We start from the raw sequence: 16,856 nt of genomic DNA, 5'->3' as shown, positions 1-16,856 counted from the left end.
CATGAACGAACACAGTTTTTTATTGTCCGGCGAATTGACGGAAATGGGCCATAGGCTCGCCCAGCGCGTCTATTATGAAGACACGGATTTCTCCGGCCTGGTCTATCATGCCCGCTATCTGCATTTCCTGGAGCGCGGCCGGACCGACTATCTCCGCTGCCTCGGATGCGAGCAGAGCGCGCTCTTGTCGGCGGATGAGGAAGGCCTGGTCTTCGTCGTCCATCGCATGGAGATCGACTTCAAGCAGCCGGCCCGGATGGACGATATCCTGACCATCGAGACAGTCACGGAGAAGGCGGGCGGCGCCAAGATGGTGCTGAACCAGGAGATCCGCCGGAACGGTACGCTGCTGATCGCAGCCAAGGTGATTATCGCCGTCATCAACAAGCACGGGCGCCCGCGCCGGCTTCCGGAAAGTGTCGCGGAGAAGTTCCTGAGTCATCCCAAGTAGATAGACTCGCCTCCTGTAACGCATTCTTAACGATAATGATGTCTTAATCCCTAGTAGAGCGATTCAGGATGAATGGAATCACTCTCAAGGGATTTGTGCGATGCACGCCTTCCTTTGACCAAAATTGAAGGCGAGAAGCCAAGCTGAAAGCTCAGGGCACCTAAAGGTAGAGAGCGCATTCAGCGGTTACGGTAAGGCGTCTTTCGCGAGCGCGCTTTTGAACCCGCCCGGTCTCAAGGCCGGGCGTTTGGATTCGGGGATAGTGGATAGATGGAACAGGTAGGTTTGGCCGCAGCGACGCATGATGTCAGCTTGTGGGCGCTGTTCATGCAGGCGGGTCTCGTCGTCAAATTGGTCATGATCGGGTTGCTTGGCGCATCCGTCTGGACCTGGGCGATCGTGATCGACAAGTATCTCAACTTCGCCAAGGCGCGTCGTCAGTTCGACCAGTTCGAGCAAGTGTTCTGGTCGGGGCAGTCGCTCGAGGAGCTCTATAGAACGCTCGCGGAACGGCAGAATACCGGTCTGGCGGCGATCTTCGTTGCGGCCATGCGCGAGTGGAAGAAAAGCTTCGAGCGCGGCGCGCGTTCGCCGATCGGCCTGCAAATGCGTATCGACCGGGCGATGGACGTGACCATGGCCCGCGAGGCCGAGGGCTACGAGGCGCGTCTCGGCTCGCTCGCCACGATCGGCTCCGCCGGTCCCTTCATCGGCCTCTTCGGAACGGTCGTCGGTATCATGACCTCCTTCCAGGCAATCGCCGGCTCGCAATCCACCAATCTCGCGGTCGTCGCGCCGGGTATTGCCGAGGCGCTGCTTGCTACCGCAATCGGTCTCGTCGCGGCCATTCCCGCCGTCGTGGCCTACAACAAGTTCACCGCCGACGCGGGCAAGCTCTCGGCGCGCATGGAAGGTTTTGCGGATGAATTTTCCGCCATCCTTTCGCGCCAGATCGATGAGAAACTGCAGACGCGCCAGGCAGCGCAGTAAGCCGGAGTAACGCCATGGGTATGTCGGCAGGAGGTGCGAACGCATCGGGCGGCGGTGGTCGTAGGCGTCGCGGACGCAAGCACGGTCCCGTCAGCGAGATCAACGTGACGCCGCTCGTCGACGTCATGCTCGTGCTGCTCATCATCTTCATGGTGGCGGCGCCGATGATGACGGTCGGCGTTCCGGTAGACCTGCCGCAGACGCAGGCCTCGGCGCTCAACTCGGAAACGCAGCCGATCACCATTTCCGTCAATGCGGATGGCCAGATCCACCTGCAGGAGACGCCGGTAACGGCGGACGAGATCACTGCCAAGCTGCAGGCGATCTCCACGACCGGTTATTCCGAGCGGATCTTCGTTCGCGCCGACTCCACGTCCGCCTATGGCATCGTCGCCGATGTCATGGCCCGCATCCAGGGGGCCGGATACAAGAACATCGGCCTCGTGACGCAGCAACGGCAGGAAAACCGATAAACGGCAATGAAGGCGAGCCTTACCACATCCGCGATCATCCATGCGACGGCGCTGACCTTCGCGCTGGTATCGCTTGGCGCGCCGGAGCCGCTTGACGTTTCCTATTCGGAATCATTGCCGGTCGACCTCGTGCCGATTGAGGAATTCAGCCAGATCCAGCAGGGCGACAAGAACGCGCCCAAGGCCGAGAGAGCGGCACCGGTGCCGACGACGAGGCCCGATCCGGTGGAAAATGCCGAGAACTTCGGCGACAACAACGTGGATATCAAGGCACCGCCGACGCCAACGGCAAAGCCGAGCGACAACGAGTCGGCGGCAGCTCCCGCCAAGCAGGAAACGCCTGCACCTGTGGTCGATGACAAACCGACCGCATCCACCGAAATCGCCAAGGAAGATACGGCTCCGCCGCCGCAGGAGGTGGCCTCCTTGCCTCAGCCCAAGCCTGAGGTGACGCCGCCCACACCTGCGCCCGAGCCCACGCCGCAACCGGAAACGGCCGCCCAGCCGGAAGAGCAGATGCCGCTGCCCGACAGCGTGCCGGTGCCGGCCATGCGGCCGAAGCCCGAGCCGCCGAAGGAGCAAGCCAAGCCTGCCGAGAAGCCGCCGGAGAAGAAACCCGAGACGCCCAAGGCGGCCGAGAAGCCGAGCGACAAGAAGGTGGCCGACAGGAAGCAGGAAGTGGCCAAGGCTTCCTCCTCCAAGGAAAGCGACTTCAACGCCGACGAGATTGCAGCGCTGCTGAACAAGCAGGCACCCGCGAATGGCGGCGCGAAGCGTTCGCAGCAGCAGGCGGCACTTGGCGGCAAAAAGACGACGGGCGGCTCCACGCTTTCTCAGAGCGAAATAGATGCGCTCAAAGGGCAGGTCGAGAAAAATTGGTCAATTGTCGCAGGTATCGAGGGCGCGGAGGGGATGATCATCACCGTCAAGATCAATCTTGACGAAACGGGTCAGATCATCGGACGTCCGGAGGTTTCATCCCAGGGAGGCACCGATACTGCGCGCCGGACCTTTGAGGGTAGCACGGTGCGAGCTGTGATGCGCTCAGCTCCGTTCAAGAACCTGCCTCCAGACAAGTACGACACCTGGAAAGAAGTCATACTTCACTTTGACCCAAGCGAAATGCTGTAGCTTAGATAGCTGAAAGGCTAACATAATGATGAAACGCTCTTTCATCCGCCTGATGATCGCGTTTGCCGGCATGGTGATGACATTCGCGCCGGCCCACGCGGTGGTGGAAATCAATATCAACAAGGGCAATGTCGAGCCGCTGCCGATTGCGATCACCGATTTCCTTTCGGGCAACGAGCTCGGCGCTCAGATTTCCCAGGTGATTGCCGCTGACCTGCAGCGCTCTGGCCTTTTCGCGCCGATCAACAAGACGGCCTTCATCGAAAAGATCTCCAATCCGGACCAGCAGCCTCGCTTCGAGGACTGGAAGGTCATCAACGCCCAGGCGCTCGTCACCGGCCGCGTGACGCGCGAGGGCGACGGTCGCCTGCGCGCCGAATTCCGTCTGTGGGACACGTTCGCCGGTCAGCAGATGACCGGCCAGCAGTTCTACACTCAGCCGGAGAACTGGCGTCGCGTGGCGCATATCATCGCCGATGCGATCTATAAGCAGATCACCGGTGAGGATGGCTATTTCGATACCCGCGTCGTCTTCGTTTCCGAATCGGGCACGAAGACCGCCCGCAAGCGCCAGCTCGCGATCATGGATCAGGACGGCTTCAATGTCCGCATGCTGACGGACGGCAGCGACCTTGTGCTCACGCCGCGTTTCTCGCCGAACCGGCAGGAAGTCACCTACATGTCCTTCGCCAACCAGCAGCCGCGCGTCTATCTGCTGCAGCTCGAAACCGGCCAGCGCGAGGTGGTCGGCAACTTCCCGGGCATGACCTTCTCTCCGCGCTTCTCGCCGGATGGCCAGAAGGTCATCATGAGCCTGCAGCAGGAGGGCAATTCGAATATCTACACGATGGATCTGCGCTCGCGCACGACGACGCGGCTCACCTCCACCGCAGCGATCGATACGTCGCCCTCCTATTCTCCTGACGGCAACCGCGTTGCCTTCGAGAGCGACCGCGGCGGCAAGCCGCAGATCTACGTGATGAATGCCGACGGTTCCGGCCAGACGCGCATTTCCTTCGGCGACGGCAGCTATTCGACGCCGGTCTGGTCTCCGCGTGGCGATCTCATCGCCTTTACCAAGCAGTCGGGCGGCAAGTTCTCGATCGGCGTGATGAAGCCGGACGGTTCGGGCGAGCGCATTCTGACGACGGGTTTCCACAACGAAGGCCCGACCTGGGCTCCGAACGGCCGCGTTCTCATGTTCTTCCGCCAGGCGGCGGGCTCGGGCGGACCGCAGCTCTATTCGATCGACCTGACCGGTTATAACGAGCAGCTCGTCAAAACGCCGGCCTATGCTTCCGATCCGGCCTGGTCGCCGCTGCTCGAATAAGGCGGGATGAAGGACAAGAGGCGCTCCGCGCCTCTTTCCCGCCTGAATCTCCTGAAAAAGGAGCCATTAAGGGACGTGTTGCCAAATCATTAACCATAATCGTTCGAACATGGTTAACCGAAAGCGGTTAGGGTCTGGCAACTCTGAAATACCGTTCTTCTGAAATACTGATCCAAGGAGAGACCGGCCATGAGCCGTACCGTTACCCCGGCGATGAGCCGCATGCAGAACCTCGCCCGCAACCCCGCCGTCATCGCGCTGACACTGGCGCTTGCCCTTGCCGGCTGCGCCAACAAGAAGAACCTGCCGAACAACGCCGGCGATCTCGGCCTCGGTGGCGCGGGCGCCGCAACGCCCGGTTCGAGCCAAGACTTCACCGTCAACGTCGGCGACCGCATTTTCTTCGATACCGACTCGACCTCGATCCGCGCCGACGCGCAGCAGACCCTCGACCGTCAGGCTCAGTGGCTAGCCCGCTATCCGAACTATGCGATCACCGTCGAAGGCCATGCCGACGAACGCGGCACCCGCGAGTACAACCTCGCGCTCGGCGCGCGCCGCGCGGCCGCTACCCGCGACTATCTCGCCGCCCGCGGCGTTCCGGCGAACCGCATGCGCACGATCTCGTACGGCAAGGAGCGCCCGGTCGCCGTCTGCGACGACATCTCCTGCTGGTCGCAGAACCGCCGCGCGGTCACCGTTCTCGGCGGCGCCGGTTCGTAATTCCGGCCACACGGCCAGGAATAAAAGGCGGCCTTCGGGCCGCCTTTTTGCTTTTTCCATAGTTTGGCCCTGATTCTTAGGATTTTTGACCGTCGGCTTGGTTGCTTTTTCGGGGCAGTTGGAAAAATCTCCTTCTCGCGCCAAATCAGGTGCAGATCAAAGGACGGACGACATGAAGAAACTTGTCTTGGCAGCGATGCTGGGGCTCATGGTGGCGAGCGGCCCGGCTGGGGCGCTCACGCTGCCGAAACTTTTCCAGGGCGGCAATCAGGCTGCGGCCGAGCCGCGTCAGGGCGGGCAACCGCTGATTCTCGCCCAGAGCGGAGATGCGGCCATCCGCGTCCAGCAGCTCGAGGAAGAGATCCGGCAGCTCAATGGTCGTATCGAGGAAATGAGCTTCCAGCTTCTGCAGATGCAGGAGCAGATACGCAAGGCCCAGGAAGACAATGAGTTCCGCTTCCAGGAACTGGAGAAAAGCGAGAACGGAGCGGCCGGGAAACCGGCCGCCACCGCCTCCAACCGCGCTCCGGCTGCCCAGCCGCCCAGGCAGGAAGACGATGTCGCCCGCGTGATCGAAACGCCGCAGCCAGGCCAGGGTCGAACCCAGAACCAGGGCAGCGGCCGGAACCCTGATACCGGCGCGCCGGAAACGACGCTCGGTTCCATAGAGTTCGATCAGGGCGGCAATCCCGTCGGGGCGAGGCGCAACGAGAACGCCAACAATTCCTCCGGCCTTCCCGGCGTGGATAGCCCGTCGAACCCGCGCGGCGGCGCACGGCCGGACCCGCAGCAGACTGCATCGCTCGGCAGCGAGAACGATGTCTATCAGGCGGCCTACGGGCATGTGCTCTCCGGCGACTATCAGCTCGCCGAGCGCGAGTTCAACAGCTATCTCGAAAGCTATCCGAAAGGCGCGCGTGCGGCGGACGCCAATTTCTGGCTTGGTGAGGCTCAGTATTCGCAGGGCAAGTTCAACGAGGCGGCTAAGACCTTTCTCAACGCCCACCAGACCTATGCCAAATCTCCAAAGGCTCCCGAAATGCTCCTGAAGCTCGGCATGTCGCTTGCCGCGCTCGACAACAAGGAAACAGCCTGCGCCACCCTGAAGGAGGTGAGCAAGCGTTACCCGAGCGCGCCACGTTCGGTGCTCGGCAAGGTAACGAGCGAGCAGAAGCGCCTGAGTTGCTGATCGGCGGCCCACGCATTTGACCGCCGCCCCGAAGCCGCTTTCTCCCCAAGACGCGATCCGCCGCTTCCTGGCGGAGCTTGAAAGGCCGGCGCGCCTGCTCATTGCGATCTCCGGCGGCAGCGATTCCACGGGCCTGCTCGTCGCCCTTTCCCGTTCCGCCCCGGAGGGCATTACTCTTCATGCCGCGACGATCGACCACGGCTTGCGCGAGGAATCCGCCCACGAGGCGCGGGAGGTGGCCGCACTCTGCGGGAAACTGGGCATCCCGCATGTCACCCGCCGCTGGGAGGGCGAAAAGCCGAAGAGCGGGGTTTCCGCTGCCGCGCGCGAAGCCCGCTATCGCCTGCTGACCGAGATCGCGGAGGAGGTCGGCGCGATGGCGATCCTTACCGGGCATACGCTGGACGACCAGGCCGAGACGGTGGCCATGCGCGGTGCCCGCAGCGTCGGCGGGGACGATCCGGGGCTTGCCGGCATGGCGGAGGCTGTGCTTCTCGATCGGAAACTCTGGCTGCTGCGGCCCTTCCTGCGGACCCGCCGCACGGATATTCGCGCCTTTCTTCAAGGGGAGGGGTTCGGCTGGATCGACGATCCCAGCAATCTCGACCCTCGCTATGAGCGCGTGAGAACGCGCCAGCGGCTTGCGGGTGGGGGAGTATTTGACCTTGCGAGCCTCGATGCCGCCGCTTGCCGCCGCGCGCAGCTTTCGAAACAGGCCGCGAGCCTTCTTACCGATCATGCGATCGCTCATCACGGCGTTCTCGTTCACCTCGCGCCGGAATTCTTCGCAGCCGATGCGGCGGCCCGGCGGCATGCGCTCGGATATCTCGCGGCGGCTCTCGGGGGACGGACATATGTGCCGGGCCGGGAAAGCATGGACCGGGTCGTGGCCGTGCTCGACGGCAGCGGGGCAGGGCGGATCACCGCCGGGCGGGTGATCTTCGACCGTCGCCGCGAGGGGCTCTACCTCTCCCGCGAGAACCGCGGCCTGCAGCCCCTCCATCTCATTCCTGGAGAGTGGGCTCTCTGGGATGGGCGCTATCGTGTCGCCAATCGCGGCGACGGGGAAATCGTCGTCGGCCCTACCGCGTCGGATCGCAAGGAGGCCTCGATGTTGTTCCCGGACGTGCCGCCGCCGGTCGCGATGCGGGCGATGGCCGTGATGCCCTGTATCTCGGCGGCAGACCAGACGGTTATCCAGCCGGTGCTTGCCCCGTTCGACCGTTTTTTGCCGCAGTTCGACTATACTTTAGCTGCTCGCCTGGCGTATTTGCTCGGATGCGACGATTTTCCCCCTATGCGCGTTAAGGTTTCCGCACGCAAAAGGTGATCGTAGCCGCCGCTTGCCTTGGCAAGGCCGTGGCGTAACCCTATGTTATGGGCAAGCAAGGCGGTGGCCGGAAGTCGGCCGTCGCAGTTCCGGGGAGTTCGATGAACCCAAACCTACGTAATTTCGCCCTCTGGGCCGTTATTGCCCTCCTGCTGATCGCTTTGTTCAGCATGTTCCAGACGGCACCTTCGCAGACCAGCTCGCGCGAGATCCCTTATTCGCAATTTCTGCGAGAGGTCGATGCCGGTCGCGTGCGCGACGTCGTCATTACCGGCAATCGCGTGCTTGGAACCTATGTCGAGAACGGCGCAGGCTTCCAGACCTATTCGCCCGTCATCGACGACGCGCTCGTGGAGCGGCTGCAGTCCAAGAACGTGACCACGGTGGCACGCCCGGAAACCGATGGGTCTTCCGGCTTCCTGAGCTATCTCGGCACGCTTCTTCCGATGCTGCTCATCCTCGGCGTCTGGCTGTTCTTCATGCGGCAGATGCAGGGCGGTTCGCGGGGTGCCATGGGCTTCGGCAAGTCCAAGGCCAAGCTTCTGACGGAAGCGCATGGCCGCGTCACCTTCGAGGATGTCGCAGGCGTCGACGAGGCCAAGCAGGATCTCGAGGAAATCGTCGATTTCCTGCGTGACCCGCAGAAGTTCCAGCGCCTCGGCGGCCGAATCCCACGCGGTGTGCTGCTGGTCGGTCCTCCCGGCACGGGCAAGACGCTCCTCGCACGCTCCGTCGCGGGCGAGGCCAACGTTCCCTTCTTCACCATTTCGGGTTCCGACTTCGTTGAAATGTTCGTCGGTGTGGGCGCGTCCCGCGTCCGCGACATGTTCGAACAGGCCAAGAAGAACGCGCCCTGCATCATCTTCATCGACGAAATCGACGCCGTCGGACGTCACCGTGGCGCAGGCCTCGGCGGCGGCAACGACGAGCGCGAGCAGACGCTGAACCAGTTGCTGGTCGAGATGGACGGCTTCGAGGCGAACGAGGGGATCATCCTGATCGCCGCGACCAACCGTCCGGACGTTCTTGACCCGGCGCTCCTGCGTCCCGGCCGCTTCGACCGCCAGGTCGTCGTGCCGAACCCGGATATCGTCGGACGCGAACGCATCCTCAAGGTGCATGTGCGCAACGTGCCGCTGGCGCCGAACGTCGATCTCAAGGTTCTGGCACGCGGCACGCCCGGCTTCTCCGGCGCCGATCTCATGAATCTCGTCAACGAAGCAGCCCTGATGGCAGCGCGTCGCAACAAGCGGCTCGTCACCATGAGCGAGTTCGAGGACGCCAAGGACAAGATCATGATGGGTGCGGAGCGCCGCTCCTCGGCCATGACCGAGGCGGAAAAGAAGCTCACTGCCTATCACGAGGCCGGCCACGCGATCACGGCGTTGCATGTGCCGGTGGCCGATCCGCTGCACAAGGCAACGATCATCCCGCGGGGCCGCGCGCTCGGCATGGTCATGCAGCTTCCCGAAGGCGACCGCTATTCGATGAGCTACAAGTGGATGGTCTCGCGCCTCGTCATCATGATGGGTGGCCGCGTTGCCGAGGAATTGACCTTCGGCAAGGAGAACATCACCTCCGGCGCATCTTCGGACATCGAGCAGGCAACCAAGCTTGCCCGCGCCATGGTCACGCAATGGGGCTTCTCCGACGTGCTCGGTCAGGTTGCCTACGGTGAGAACCAACAGGAAGTGTTCCTCGGCCACTCGGTCTCGCAATCGAAGAACGTCTCCGAGGCGACCGCTCAGAAGATCGATGTGGAGGTGCGCCGCCTCATCGAGGAGGCCTATACCGAGGCTCGCCGTATCCTGACCGAAAAGCACGACGAGTTCGTGGTGCTGGCGGAAGGGCTTCTCGAATACGAAACGCTTTCGGGCGAGGAGATCAAGGCCCTCATCAAGGGGCACAAACCTTCCCGCGACCTCGGCGACGATGCGCCGCCGGCGCGTGGTTCGGCTGTGCCGAAGGCTGGCGCCAAGAAGGGCCAGCCCAAGGGCGACGAGCCGGAAAGCGGCCTCGAACCTCAGCCGCATTGATCCGGCTGCACAGCATTCAAGGAAACCGCCGCGGAGCAATCCGCGGCGGTTTTTGCTTGCTGATAAACCCCTCGGCATACGCGGCGTCACCCTCGGTGTGTCGAGGATTTGCTCATGTCGCAATGACGAAAGAGATGTTGCTGCCCTTCGTCACGGTTTGACCGTCGGGGAGCGATGTAACCTTACTTGGTAACGAGATATAATCAATTTTGACGCTAATTTACGTGCTTATACATGCAGACTGTGGCATGAGCCGAGCATGGACCGGCTCTGCCGGAGATTATGGTTGCAGGTTCGCCTGCCATAGCGCTGTGCCCCGGTTTTGAGGGCTATGCGCCAAGACCGCGCCATCAGGGCGCGATGACGAAGGAGCTTATATGACACGTCGCTATTTCGGTACCGACGGCATCCGCGGACATTCCAACGTTTTCCCGATGACGCCCGATCTCGCCATGCGCGTGGGGATCGCCGTCGGCACGATCTTCAGGAATGGTAACCATCGGCATCGGGTGGTGATCGGCAAGGATACCCGCCTTTCGGGCTACATGCTCGAAAATGCCATGGTGGCGGGTTTCACCGCCGCCGGGCTCGATGTCTTCCTGCTGGGTCCGATCCCGACGCCGGCCGTCGCCATGCTTACCCGCTCGCTGCGCGCCGATGTGGGCGTGATGATCTCGGCCTCGCACAATCCTTACGAGGATAACGGCATCAAGCTTTTCGGTCCGGATGGCTACAAGCTTTCCGACGAGCTGGAAATGCAGATCGAGGAACTGCTCGACAAGGATATGTACACCCAGCTCGCCAAGTCCGCCGATATCGGCCGGGCGAAGCGCGTCGAGGGCGATATCTATCGTTACATTGAGCACGCCAAGCGCACGCTGCCGCGCGATGTCACGCTGCATGGGCTGAGGATCGCGATCGACTGCGCCAACGGGGCCGCCTACAAGGTAGCGCCGCTGGCTCTCTGGGAGCTCGGAGCCGACGTGGTGACGATCGGCAACGAGCCGAACGGCACGAACATCAATCTCGATTGCGGTTCGACCAGCCCCTCGGCGCTGCAGAAGAAGGTGCATGAGGTGCGGGCCGATATCGGGATTGCCCTCGACGGGGATGCCGATCGCGTCATCATCGTCGATGAGCGCGGTGAGATCATCGACGGCGATCAGCTCATGGCGGCAATCGCCGAGAGCTGGGCCGACGACGGCAAGCTGACCGGCGGCGGCATCGTGGCGACGATCATGTCCAATCTTGGCCTCGAGCGCTTCCTGGACGGGAAGGGACTCAAGCTCGCCCGCACCAAGGTCGGCGACCGCTATGTCGTCGAGCATATGCGCAATCACGATTTCAACGTGGGCGGCGAGCAATCCGGCCATATCGTGCTGTCCGATTTCGGCACGACCGGCGACGGGCTCGTCGCGGCCCTGCAGATCCTTGCCCGCGTCAAGCGGCTCGACCTGCCGGTCAGCGAGGTCTGCCGGCGGTTCGAGCCGGTGCCGCAACTCCTGAAAAACGTGCGCTATGCCGGCGGCAAGCCGCTGGAGGATATCATCGTGCGGCAGGCGATCGCCGATGCGGAGCAGGAGCTTTCCGGCAAGGGCCGGCTGGTGATCCGCCCCTCCGGCACCGAACCGCTGATCCGGGTGATGGCCGAAGGCGACGATCGCGATCAGATCGAGCGCATCGTCGGCGAACTGATCGGCGTCATCTCCAACGTCCGCAGCGCGGCCTGAAGAACACCAAGTCCTTTTGCAAGAAAGCCGGCCCTTCACGGTGGGCTTTCTTGTCTATCCCCGATTTTTACTGGTAAACGGACATGGTTAAGCGAGGCTTAACCTTTCTCCTTCATTATCCATGCCGGATAAACCCGTTGATAGGCGCGTCGCCGTTCAATGAGATGGATCTTGGAGATGGAACCATGAAGAAGAGTCTGATCGGCGCAGCCTTGCTGGCGCTGGCAGGAAGTGCAGCCTATTCCGCCGATTTATACGAGCCCCAGCCCGAGCCGATCATCGACGCGCCGGAAGTGGAAATCCAGGAAGCCAGCGGCTGGTATCTGCGCGGTGATGTCGGATATTCCTTCAACCACATGCGCGGTGCCGAATACTTCCAGGGCTCAAACGCCTTCCTGGCCGATTTCGACCGCACCACCTTGAAGGACAGCTTCGTGGTCGGCGCCGGTGTCGGTTACCAGGTCAACAACTATCTGCGCACCGATCTTACCTTCGACTATCTGGGCAAGTCGGATTTCCGCGGCAGCACGACGGGCTGGTGCGGCTCGGTGATGTGCTCCTCCCGCGACGAGGCGGAGATGCGCGCCTATTCTCTCATGGCCAATGTCTATGTCGATCTCGGCACCTATGGCCGCGTCACGCCCTATGTCGGCGCCGGCATCGGCGGCAGCTACGTGAAATGGGGCAAGCTGCGCAACAGGATCTGCGATGATCCCTCCATGCCGGGCTGCTACGGCAGCGACCACGAAGGCAAGGGAAGCTGGCGCTTCAGCTATGCTCTGATGGCCGGCGCGACGATCGATCTCACCTGCAATCTCAAGGCCGATATCGGCTACCGCTTCCGCCATATCTCGGGCGGCGACATGTTCGGTTATATGGACAACGGCGGTCCCGGCCGTGACAAGGGCTTCGACATGCATGAGGCCCGCGTCGGCGCCCGCTACGTCTTCAACGGTTGCGAAACCCCAGTCGCTTACGAGCCGCCGCCGGAACCGATCGTCTACAAGTGATCCACGAACCGCCGGAAGCCGCCCATCGGGCGGCTTCTTTCTAAGGGCCTGTTTGCCATTAACGATGGGACAGGTTTGAGCTTCAAGCCTGACCCGTCAGTTGGTATCGGAAGCCGCGCATCGCGACAGGGCACTTGATGAAGCCGCAATTCAGGATTTCCGTTTTCCATAGCCTGGACGAGGTCTCCGCCGATTGGCCGAGCGGCGCGACGGATTCCGAGAGCGCCCGCTATCATCCATTCCAGACGGTTACATTCCTTCGCGTCTGGCTGGAGAGTTTCGGCCGTTCGGGCCGACGCAGCCTGTATTTCATCGAAGTGCGTGATGACGGAGGCAGGCCCATCCTCTTCCTGCCGCTCTGTATTGCGCGCCGCAAGGGCGCGCGCATCCTGGAATTCATCGACGACGAGGCTGCGGATTACAACGCGCCGGTGCTGTTTCCGGCGGAGATCGCCTGGGACCGCGAGACCGTGGACCTCCTCTGGCGGCAGATCACAGACGCATTGCCGCCCTTCGACTTCCTGTCGCTCAGCAAAATGCCGCGCGATATCGATGGGATTCCCAACCCGCTGTCGCTTCTCGGAGATCGGCCGAACGAGATTTCCTGCCACGGAAACGATCTTCGCCGGACCTGGGAGGAGGTGGAGGCGGGGGTGCCGCAGCGTAAGACGCTGATGCGCAAGATGAGGAATCTCGAAAAGCTGGCGCCGCTGGTCTTCGGGCTTGCGGAAGACGAGTCTGAGCGTCGGGAAGCGACCGCGGCCTTCATCCGCCAAAAGCAGTGGCGCTTCGAGCAGACGCTGGTTCCGGGCTTCGACGTCGATCTGGACAAGCGCGATTTCTTCGACAAGGGCACCGAGGTCTTCGCCCGTGAGGGAATGCTGAAACTTTTCTATCTCAAGTCGGGTGAGACGATCATCGCCACGATATGGGGGCTCACCGCCGGCAGGCGCTATTACGCCATCATGCTTTCCTTCGAGGCGGGCGATTGGGCGAAATTCTCGCCCGGCAGCGCGCTCTACTACCGAACCCTGCAATGGCTGCACGAGCATGGCTTCGAATGGCTGGACCTCGGGATCGGCGATGAGCCATGGAAGCTGGAAAGCTGCGAGACGACCTTTCCGCTCACGGCGAGGCAGTCCGCCGTCACGCTGAGAGGCCGTCTCTTCGCCGCAAGAGCGCGATTGATCGCGGCGCTGCGGGCGACGGCGTTGTGGCAGGCGCTGCGCCCGCTCAAATGGAAAATCCTTCGGGGCGTGCGGTAAGGCGCGGGTTAGCCACTGCGGCAAAAATTTATCTCGGAACGACACAACCCGCTTGACTATGAAGCCGGACAGGAATACCCACGGCGGCGGGACACCCTTCCCCAACGAAGGGCTTTCTATCTGAGAGGATAGCCATCATGACGAAGACCGTCACCCCGCCGGACGTGCGTCCGAATAATACCCATTTCTCTTCTGGCCCTTGCTCGAAGCGCCCCGGTTGGACGCTCGAAGCGCTTTCCGATGCACCGCTCGGTCGTTCGCACCGCGCCAAGATCGGCAAGGCGAAGCTGAAGCAGGCCATTGATCTTACCCGTGAAATTTTAGATGTGCCGGCGGATTACCGCATCGGCATCGTGCCGGCTTCCGATACCGGCGCCGTCGAAATGGCGCTCTGGTCGCTGCTCGGCGAGCGCGGCGTCGACATGCTCGCCTGGGAAAGCTTCGGCGCCGGCTGGGTCACTGACGTCGTCAAGCAGCTGAAGCTCAAGGACGTGCGCAAGTTCGAGGCCGATTATGGCCTGCTGCCGAACCTTGCCGAAGTCGATTTCGACCGCGACGTCGTCTTCACCTGGAACGGCACCACGTCAGGCGTGCGCGTGCCGAATGCCGATTTCATTCCGGCGGACCGCAAGGGCCTGACGATCTGCGACGCCACCTCGGCGGCCTTCGCCCAGGACATGGATTTCTCCAAGCTCGACGTCGTTACCTTCTCCTGGCAGAAGGTGCTGGGCGGCGAGGGCGGCCACGGCATGCTGATCCTTTCCCCGCGCGCTGTCGAACGCCTGGAAAGCTACGTTCCGGCCTGGCCGCTGCCGAAGATCTTCCGCATGACCAAGGGCGGCAAGCTCATCGAAGGCATCTTCACCGGCGAGACCATCAACACGCCCTCCATGCTCTGCGTCGAGGACTATATCGATGCGCTCAACTGGGCGAAGTCGGCGGGCGGCTTGAAGGCCCTGATCGCCCGTGCCGACGCGAACGCCAAGGTGATCTTCGATTTCGTTGCGGCAAACGACTGGATCGAGAACCTCGCGGTCGATCCGGCCACCCGGTCGAACACCTCCGTCTGCCTCAAGATCGTCGATCCGGCGGTCGCCGCACTCGATGCGGATGCTCAGGCGGCTTTCGCCAAGGGCATCGTTTCGATCCTGGAGAAGGAAGGCGTGGCGCTCGATATCGGCGCCTATCGCGATGCCCCTTCGGGCCTGCGCATCTGGGCCGGCGCCACCATCGAGGAAGCCGACATGAAGGCTCTGATGCCGTGGCTCTCCTATGCCTTCGAGACGCAGAAGGCGGCGCTCGCCAAGGCTGCCGCCTGACCGGTTCCGGCCCCGCGACAGGCGGGGCCGCATCATCCCGCTTTTAGAAGTTCGAACCTCTTTCAAGGAGCCCGTGACCAATGGCACCTCGCGTTCTCGTATCCGACGAACTTTCGGAAACCGCCGTCCAGATTTTTCGTGATCGCGGCGTCGAAGTCGATTTCCAGCCGAAGCTCGGCAAGGACAAGGAAAAGCTCGCCGAGATCATCGGCAATTACGATGGTCTGGCCATCCGCTCGGCCACCAAGGCGACGGAGAAGCTGATCGCCGCCGCGACCAACCTCAAGGTCATCGGCCGCGCCGGCATCGGCGTCGACAATGTCGATATCCCGGCTGCGTCGCGCCGCGGCATCATCGTCATGAACACGCCCTTCGGCAACTCGATCACTACCGCCGAGCATGCGATCGCGCTGATGTTCGCGGTCGCCCGCCAGCTTCCGGCAGCCGACGTTTCCACACAGTCGGGCAAGTGGGAGAAGTCGCGCTTCATGGGTGTCGAGATCACCGGCAAGACGCTCGGCGTCATCGGCGCCGGCAATATCGGCGGTATCGTCTGCAAAAAGGCGATCGGGCTCGGCATGCACGTGCTTGCCTATGATCCCTTCCTCTCCAAGGAGCGCGCCGAGGAGATGGGCGTCATCAAGGTCGAACTGGACGAGCTTCTGGAGCGCGCCGACTTCATCACCCTGCACGTACCGTTGACCGACAAAACCCGCAACATCATCAGCAAGGAAGCGCTGGCCAAGACCAAGAAGGGCGTTCGCATCGTCAACTGCGCACGCGGCGGTCTGGTCGATGAGGCAGCCCTTGCCGAAGCCATTAAGTCCGGCCACGTCGCCGGTGCCGGCTTCGACGTGTTCGAGGTGGAGCCGGCCACCGAAAGCCCGCTCTTCGGCCTGGACAACGTGGTCTGCACGCCGCATCTCGGCGCGTCCACCACGGAAGCGCAGGAAAACGTCGCCTTGCAGGTCGCCGAGCAGATGTCGGACTATCTGATCAAGGGCGCCGTCTCCAACGCGATCAACATGCCTTCGATCACGGCCGAGGAAGCGCCGCGGCTGAAGCCCTTCATCCGCCTTGCCGACGTTCTCGGCTCCTTCGTCGGCCAGGTGCAGGAAAGCCCGACCAAGGAAATCGAGATTCTTTATGACGGCGCCACCGCCAACATGAACACCAAGGCGCTGACGAGCGCGCTTCTGGCCGGGCTGATCCGCAGTCAGGTCGCCGACGTCAACATGGTTTCGGCGCCGATCATGGTGAAGGAGAAGGGCATCATCCTTTCCGAGGTCAAGCGCGACAAGTCGGGCGTCTATGACGGCTACATCAAGCTGACGGTCAAGACCGAGAACCAGGTCCGTTCGGTTGCGGGCACGGTGTTCTCCGACGGCAAGCCGCGCTTCATCCAGATCAAGGGCATCAACATGGATGCCGATGTCGGCGCCCACATGATCTACATCACCAACACGGACGTGCCGGGCATGATCGGCTTCATGGGCACGACGCTCGGCAATGCCGGCGTCAACATCGCCAACTTCCAGCTCGGTCGCGAGAAGGAAGGCGGGGACGCGATCGCGCTTCTCTATGTAGACGGCCCGGTTTCCGAAGAGGTGCTGGACCAGCTTCGCGCCAACCCGGCGATCCGGCAGGCCAAGCCGCTCGTCTTCAACGTGGATTGAGACATCCCACCTCCCCCTCAAGGGGAGGGTGGGGCGTGCGCGGCTCGCCTGTTCGACTAAACCGTCCTACCAAAGCCCGGCGCGTCTCGCGCCGGGCTTTTCCTTTTCTGTCGCCTGCGACCATTCGCACCGCTACAATTCGCATAGGTTGTATTTTTGGAACTTGGCTCCCGTTTCAAAGTTGGTTATCTACCACAACGTGA

The 16,856-nt window shown here is 62.4% G+C and carries 14 protein-coding genes; all 14 read left to right on the top strand.

The annotated features are described in order from the left end of the window. The first annotated feature begins 1 nt into the window (after position 1). Positions 2–451: a tol-pal system-associated acyl-CoA thioesterase gene (gene ybgC / locus YH62_RS12710; RefSeq protein ID WP_046795072.1), complete on the top strand. Its 450-nt coding sequence runs from the start codon at positions 2–4 to the stop codon at positions 449–451. 270 nt (positions 452–721) lie between these two features. Further along, entirely contained in the window at positions 722–1,441 is a 720-nt protein-coding gene (gene tolQ / locus YH62_RS12705; protein WP_046794588.1) for a protein TolQ, read from the top strand. A gap of 14 nt (positions 1,442–1,455) precedes the next feature. Next, positions 1,456–1,914 (top strand): protein TolR, encoded by a 459-nt coding sequence (tolR, locus tag YH62_RS12700; RefSeq protein WP_046794587.1) that lies wholly within the window; start codon positions 1,456–1,458, stop codon positions 1,912–1,914. Positions 1,915–1,920: 6 nt separating this feature from the next. Continuing rightward, positions 1,921–3,045: a hypothetical protein gene (locus tag YH62_RS12695; RefSeq protein WP_046794586.1), complete on the top strand. Its 1,125-nt coding sequence runs from the start codon at positions 1,921–1,923 to the stop codon at positions 3,043–3,045. Positions 3,046–3,070: 25 nt separating this feature from the next. After that, the gene (tolB, locus tag YH62_RS12690) at positions 3,071–4,375 is read left to right on the top strand and encodes a Tol-Pal system beta propeller repeat protein TolB (RefSeq protein ID WP_046794585.1); all 1,305 of its coding nucleotides are present in this window, start codon (positions 3,071–3,073) and stop codon (positions 4,373–4,375) included. 189 nt (positions 4,376–4,564) lie between these two features. Beyond that, positions 4,565–5,098, top strand: coding sequence for a peptidoglycan-associated lipoprotein Pal (gene pal, locus YH62_RS12685; RefSeq protein ID WP_046794584.1), 534 nt, complete (start codon positions 4,565–4,567; stop codon positions 5,096–5,098). A gap of 172 nt (positions 5,099–5,270) precedes the next feature. After that, on the top strand, positions 5,271–6,287 hold the full coding sequence (ybgF, locus tag YH62_RS12680) for a tol-pal system protein YbgF (protein ID WP_046794583.1): 1,017 nt from the start codon (positions 5,271–5,273) through the stop codon (positions 6,285–6,287). Between the two features lie 16 nt (positions 6,288–6,303). Then, complete coding sequence (gene tilS / locus YH62_RS12675; protein WP_046794582.1) at positions 6,304–7,617, top strand: tRNA lysidine(34) synthetase TilS; 1,314 nt, start codon at positions 6,304–6,306, stop codon at positions 7,615–7,617. A gap of 101 nt (positions 7,618–7,718) precedes the next feature. Beyond that, a complete protein-coding gene (ftsH, locus tag YH62_RS12670) occupies positions 7,719–9,653 on the top strand; it encodes an ATP-dependent zinc metalloprotease FtsH (RefSeq protein ID WP_046794581.1) in 1,935 nt (644 codons plus the stop codon). Between the two features lie 377 nt (positions 9,654–10,030). Continuing rightward, on the top strand, positions 10,031–11,383 hold the full coding sequence (gene glmM / locus YH62_RS12665; RefSeq protein ID WP_046794580.1) for a phosphoglucosamine mutase: 1,353 nt from the start codon (positions 10,031–10,033) through the stop codon (positions 11,381–11,383). A 185-nt stretch (positions 11,384–11,568) separates the two neighbouring features. Next, positions 11,569–12,393, top strand: coding sequence for an outer membrane protein (locus tag YH62_RS12660; RefSeq protein ID WP_046794579.1), 825 nt, complete (start codon positions 11,569–11,571; stop codon positions 12,391–12,393). Between the two features lie 137 nt (positions 12,394–12,530). Then, complete coding sequence (locus YH62_RS12655) at positions 12,531–13,658, top strand: GNAT family N-acetyltransferase (RefSeq protein WP_052760400.1); 1,128 nt, start codon at positions 12,531–12,533, stop codon at positions 13,656–13,658. A gap of 137 nt (positions 13,659–13,795) precedes the next feature. After that, positions 13,796–14,977, top strand: coding sequence for a phosphoserine transaminase (locus YH62_RS12650; protein WP_046794577.1), 1,182 nt, complete (start codon positions 13,796–13,798; stop codon positions 14,975–14,977). Between the two features lie 80 nt (positions 14,978–15,057). Further along, complete coding sequence (gene serA / locus YH62_RS12645; protein ID WP_046794576.1) at positions 15,058–16,653, top strand: phosphoglycerate dehydrogenase; 1,596 nt, start codon at positions 15,058–15,060, stop codon at positions 16,651–16,653. Positions 16,654–16,856 lie beyond the last annotated feature (203 nt).

Origin of the sequence: Rhizobium sp. LC145 (assembly GCF_001005825.1) — a bacterium.
Lineage (GTDB): Bacteria > Pseudomonadota > Alphaproteobacteria > Rhizobiales > Rhizobiaceae > Neorhizobium.
The sequence above is the reverse complement of the archived record's forward strand: the minus strand, read 5'-3'. Positions and strand labels throughout refer to the sequence as shown.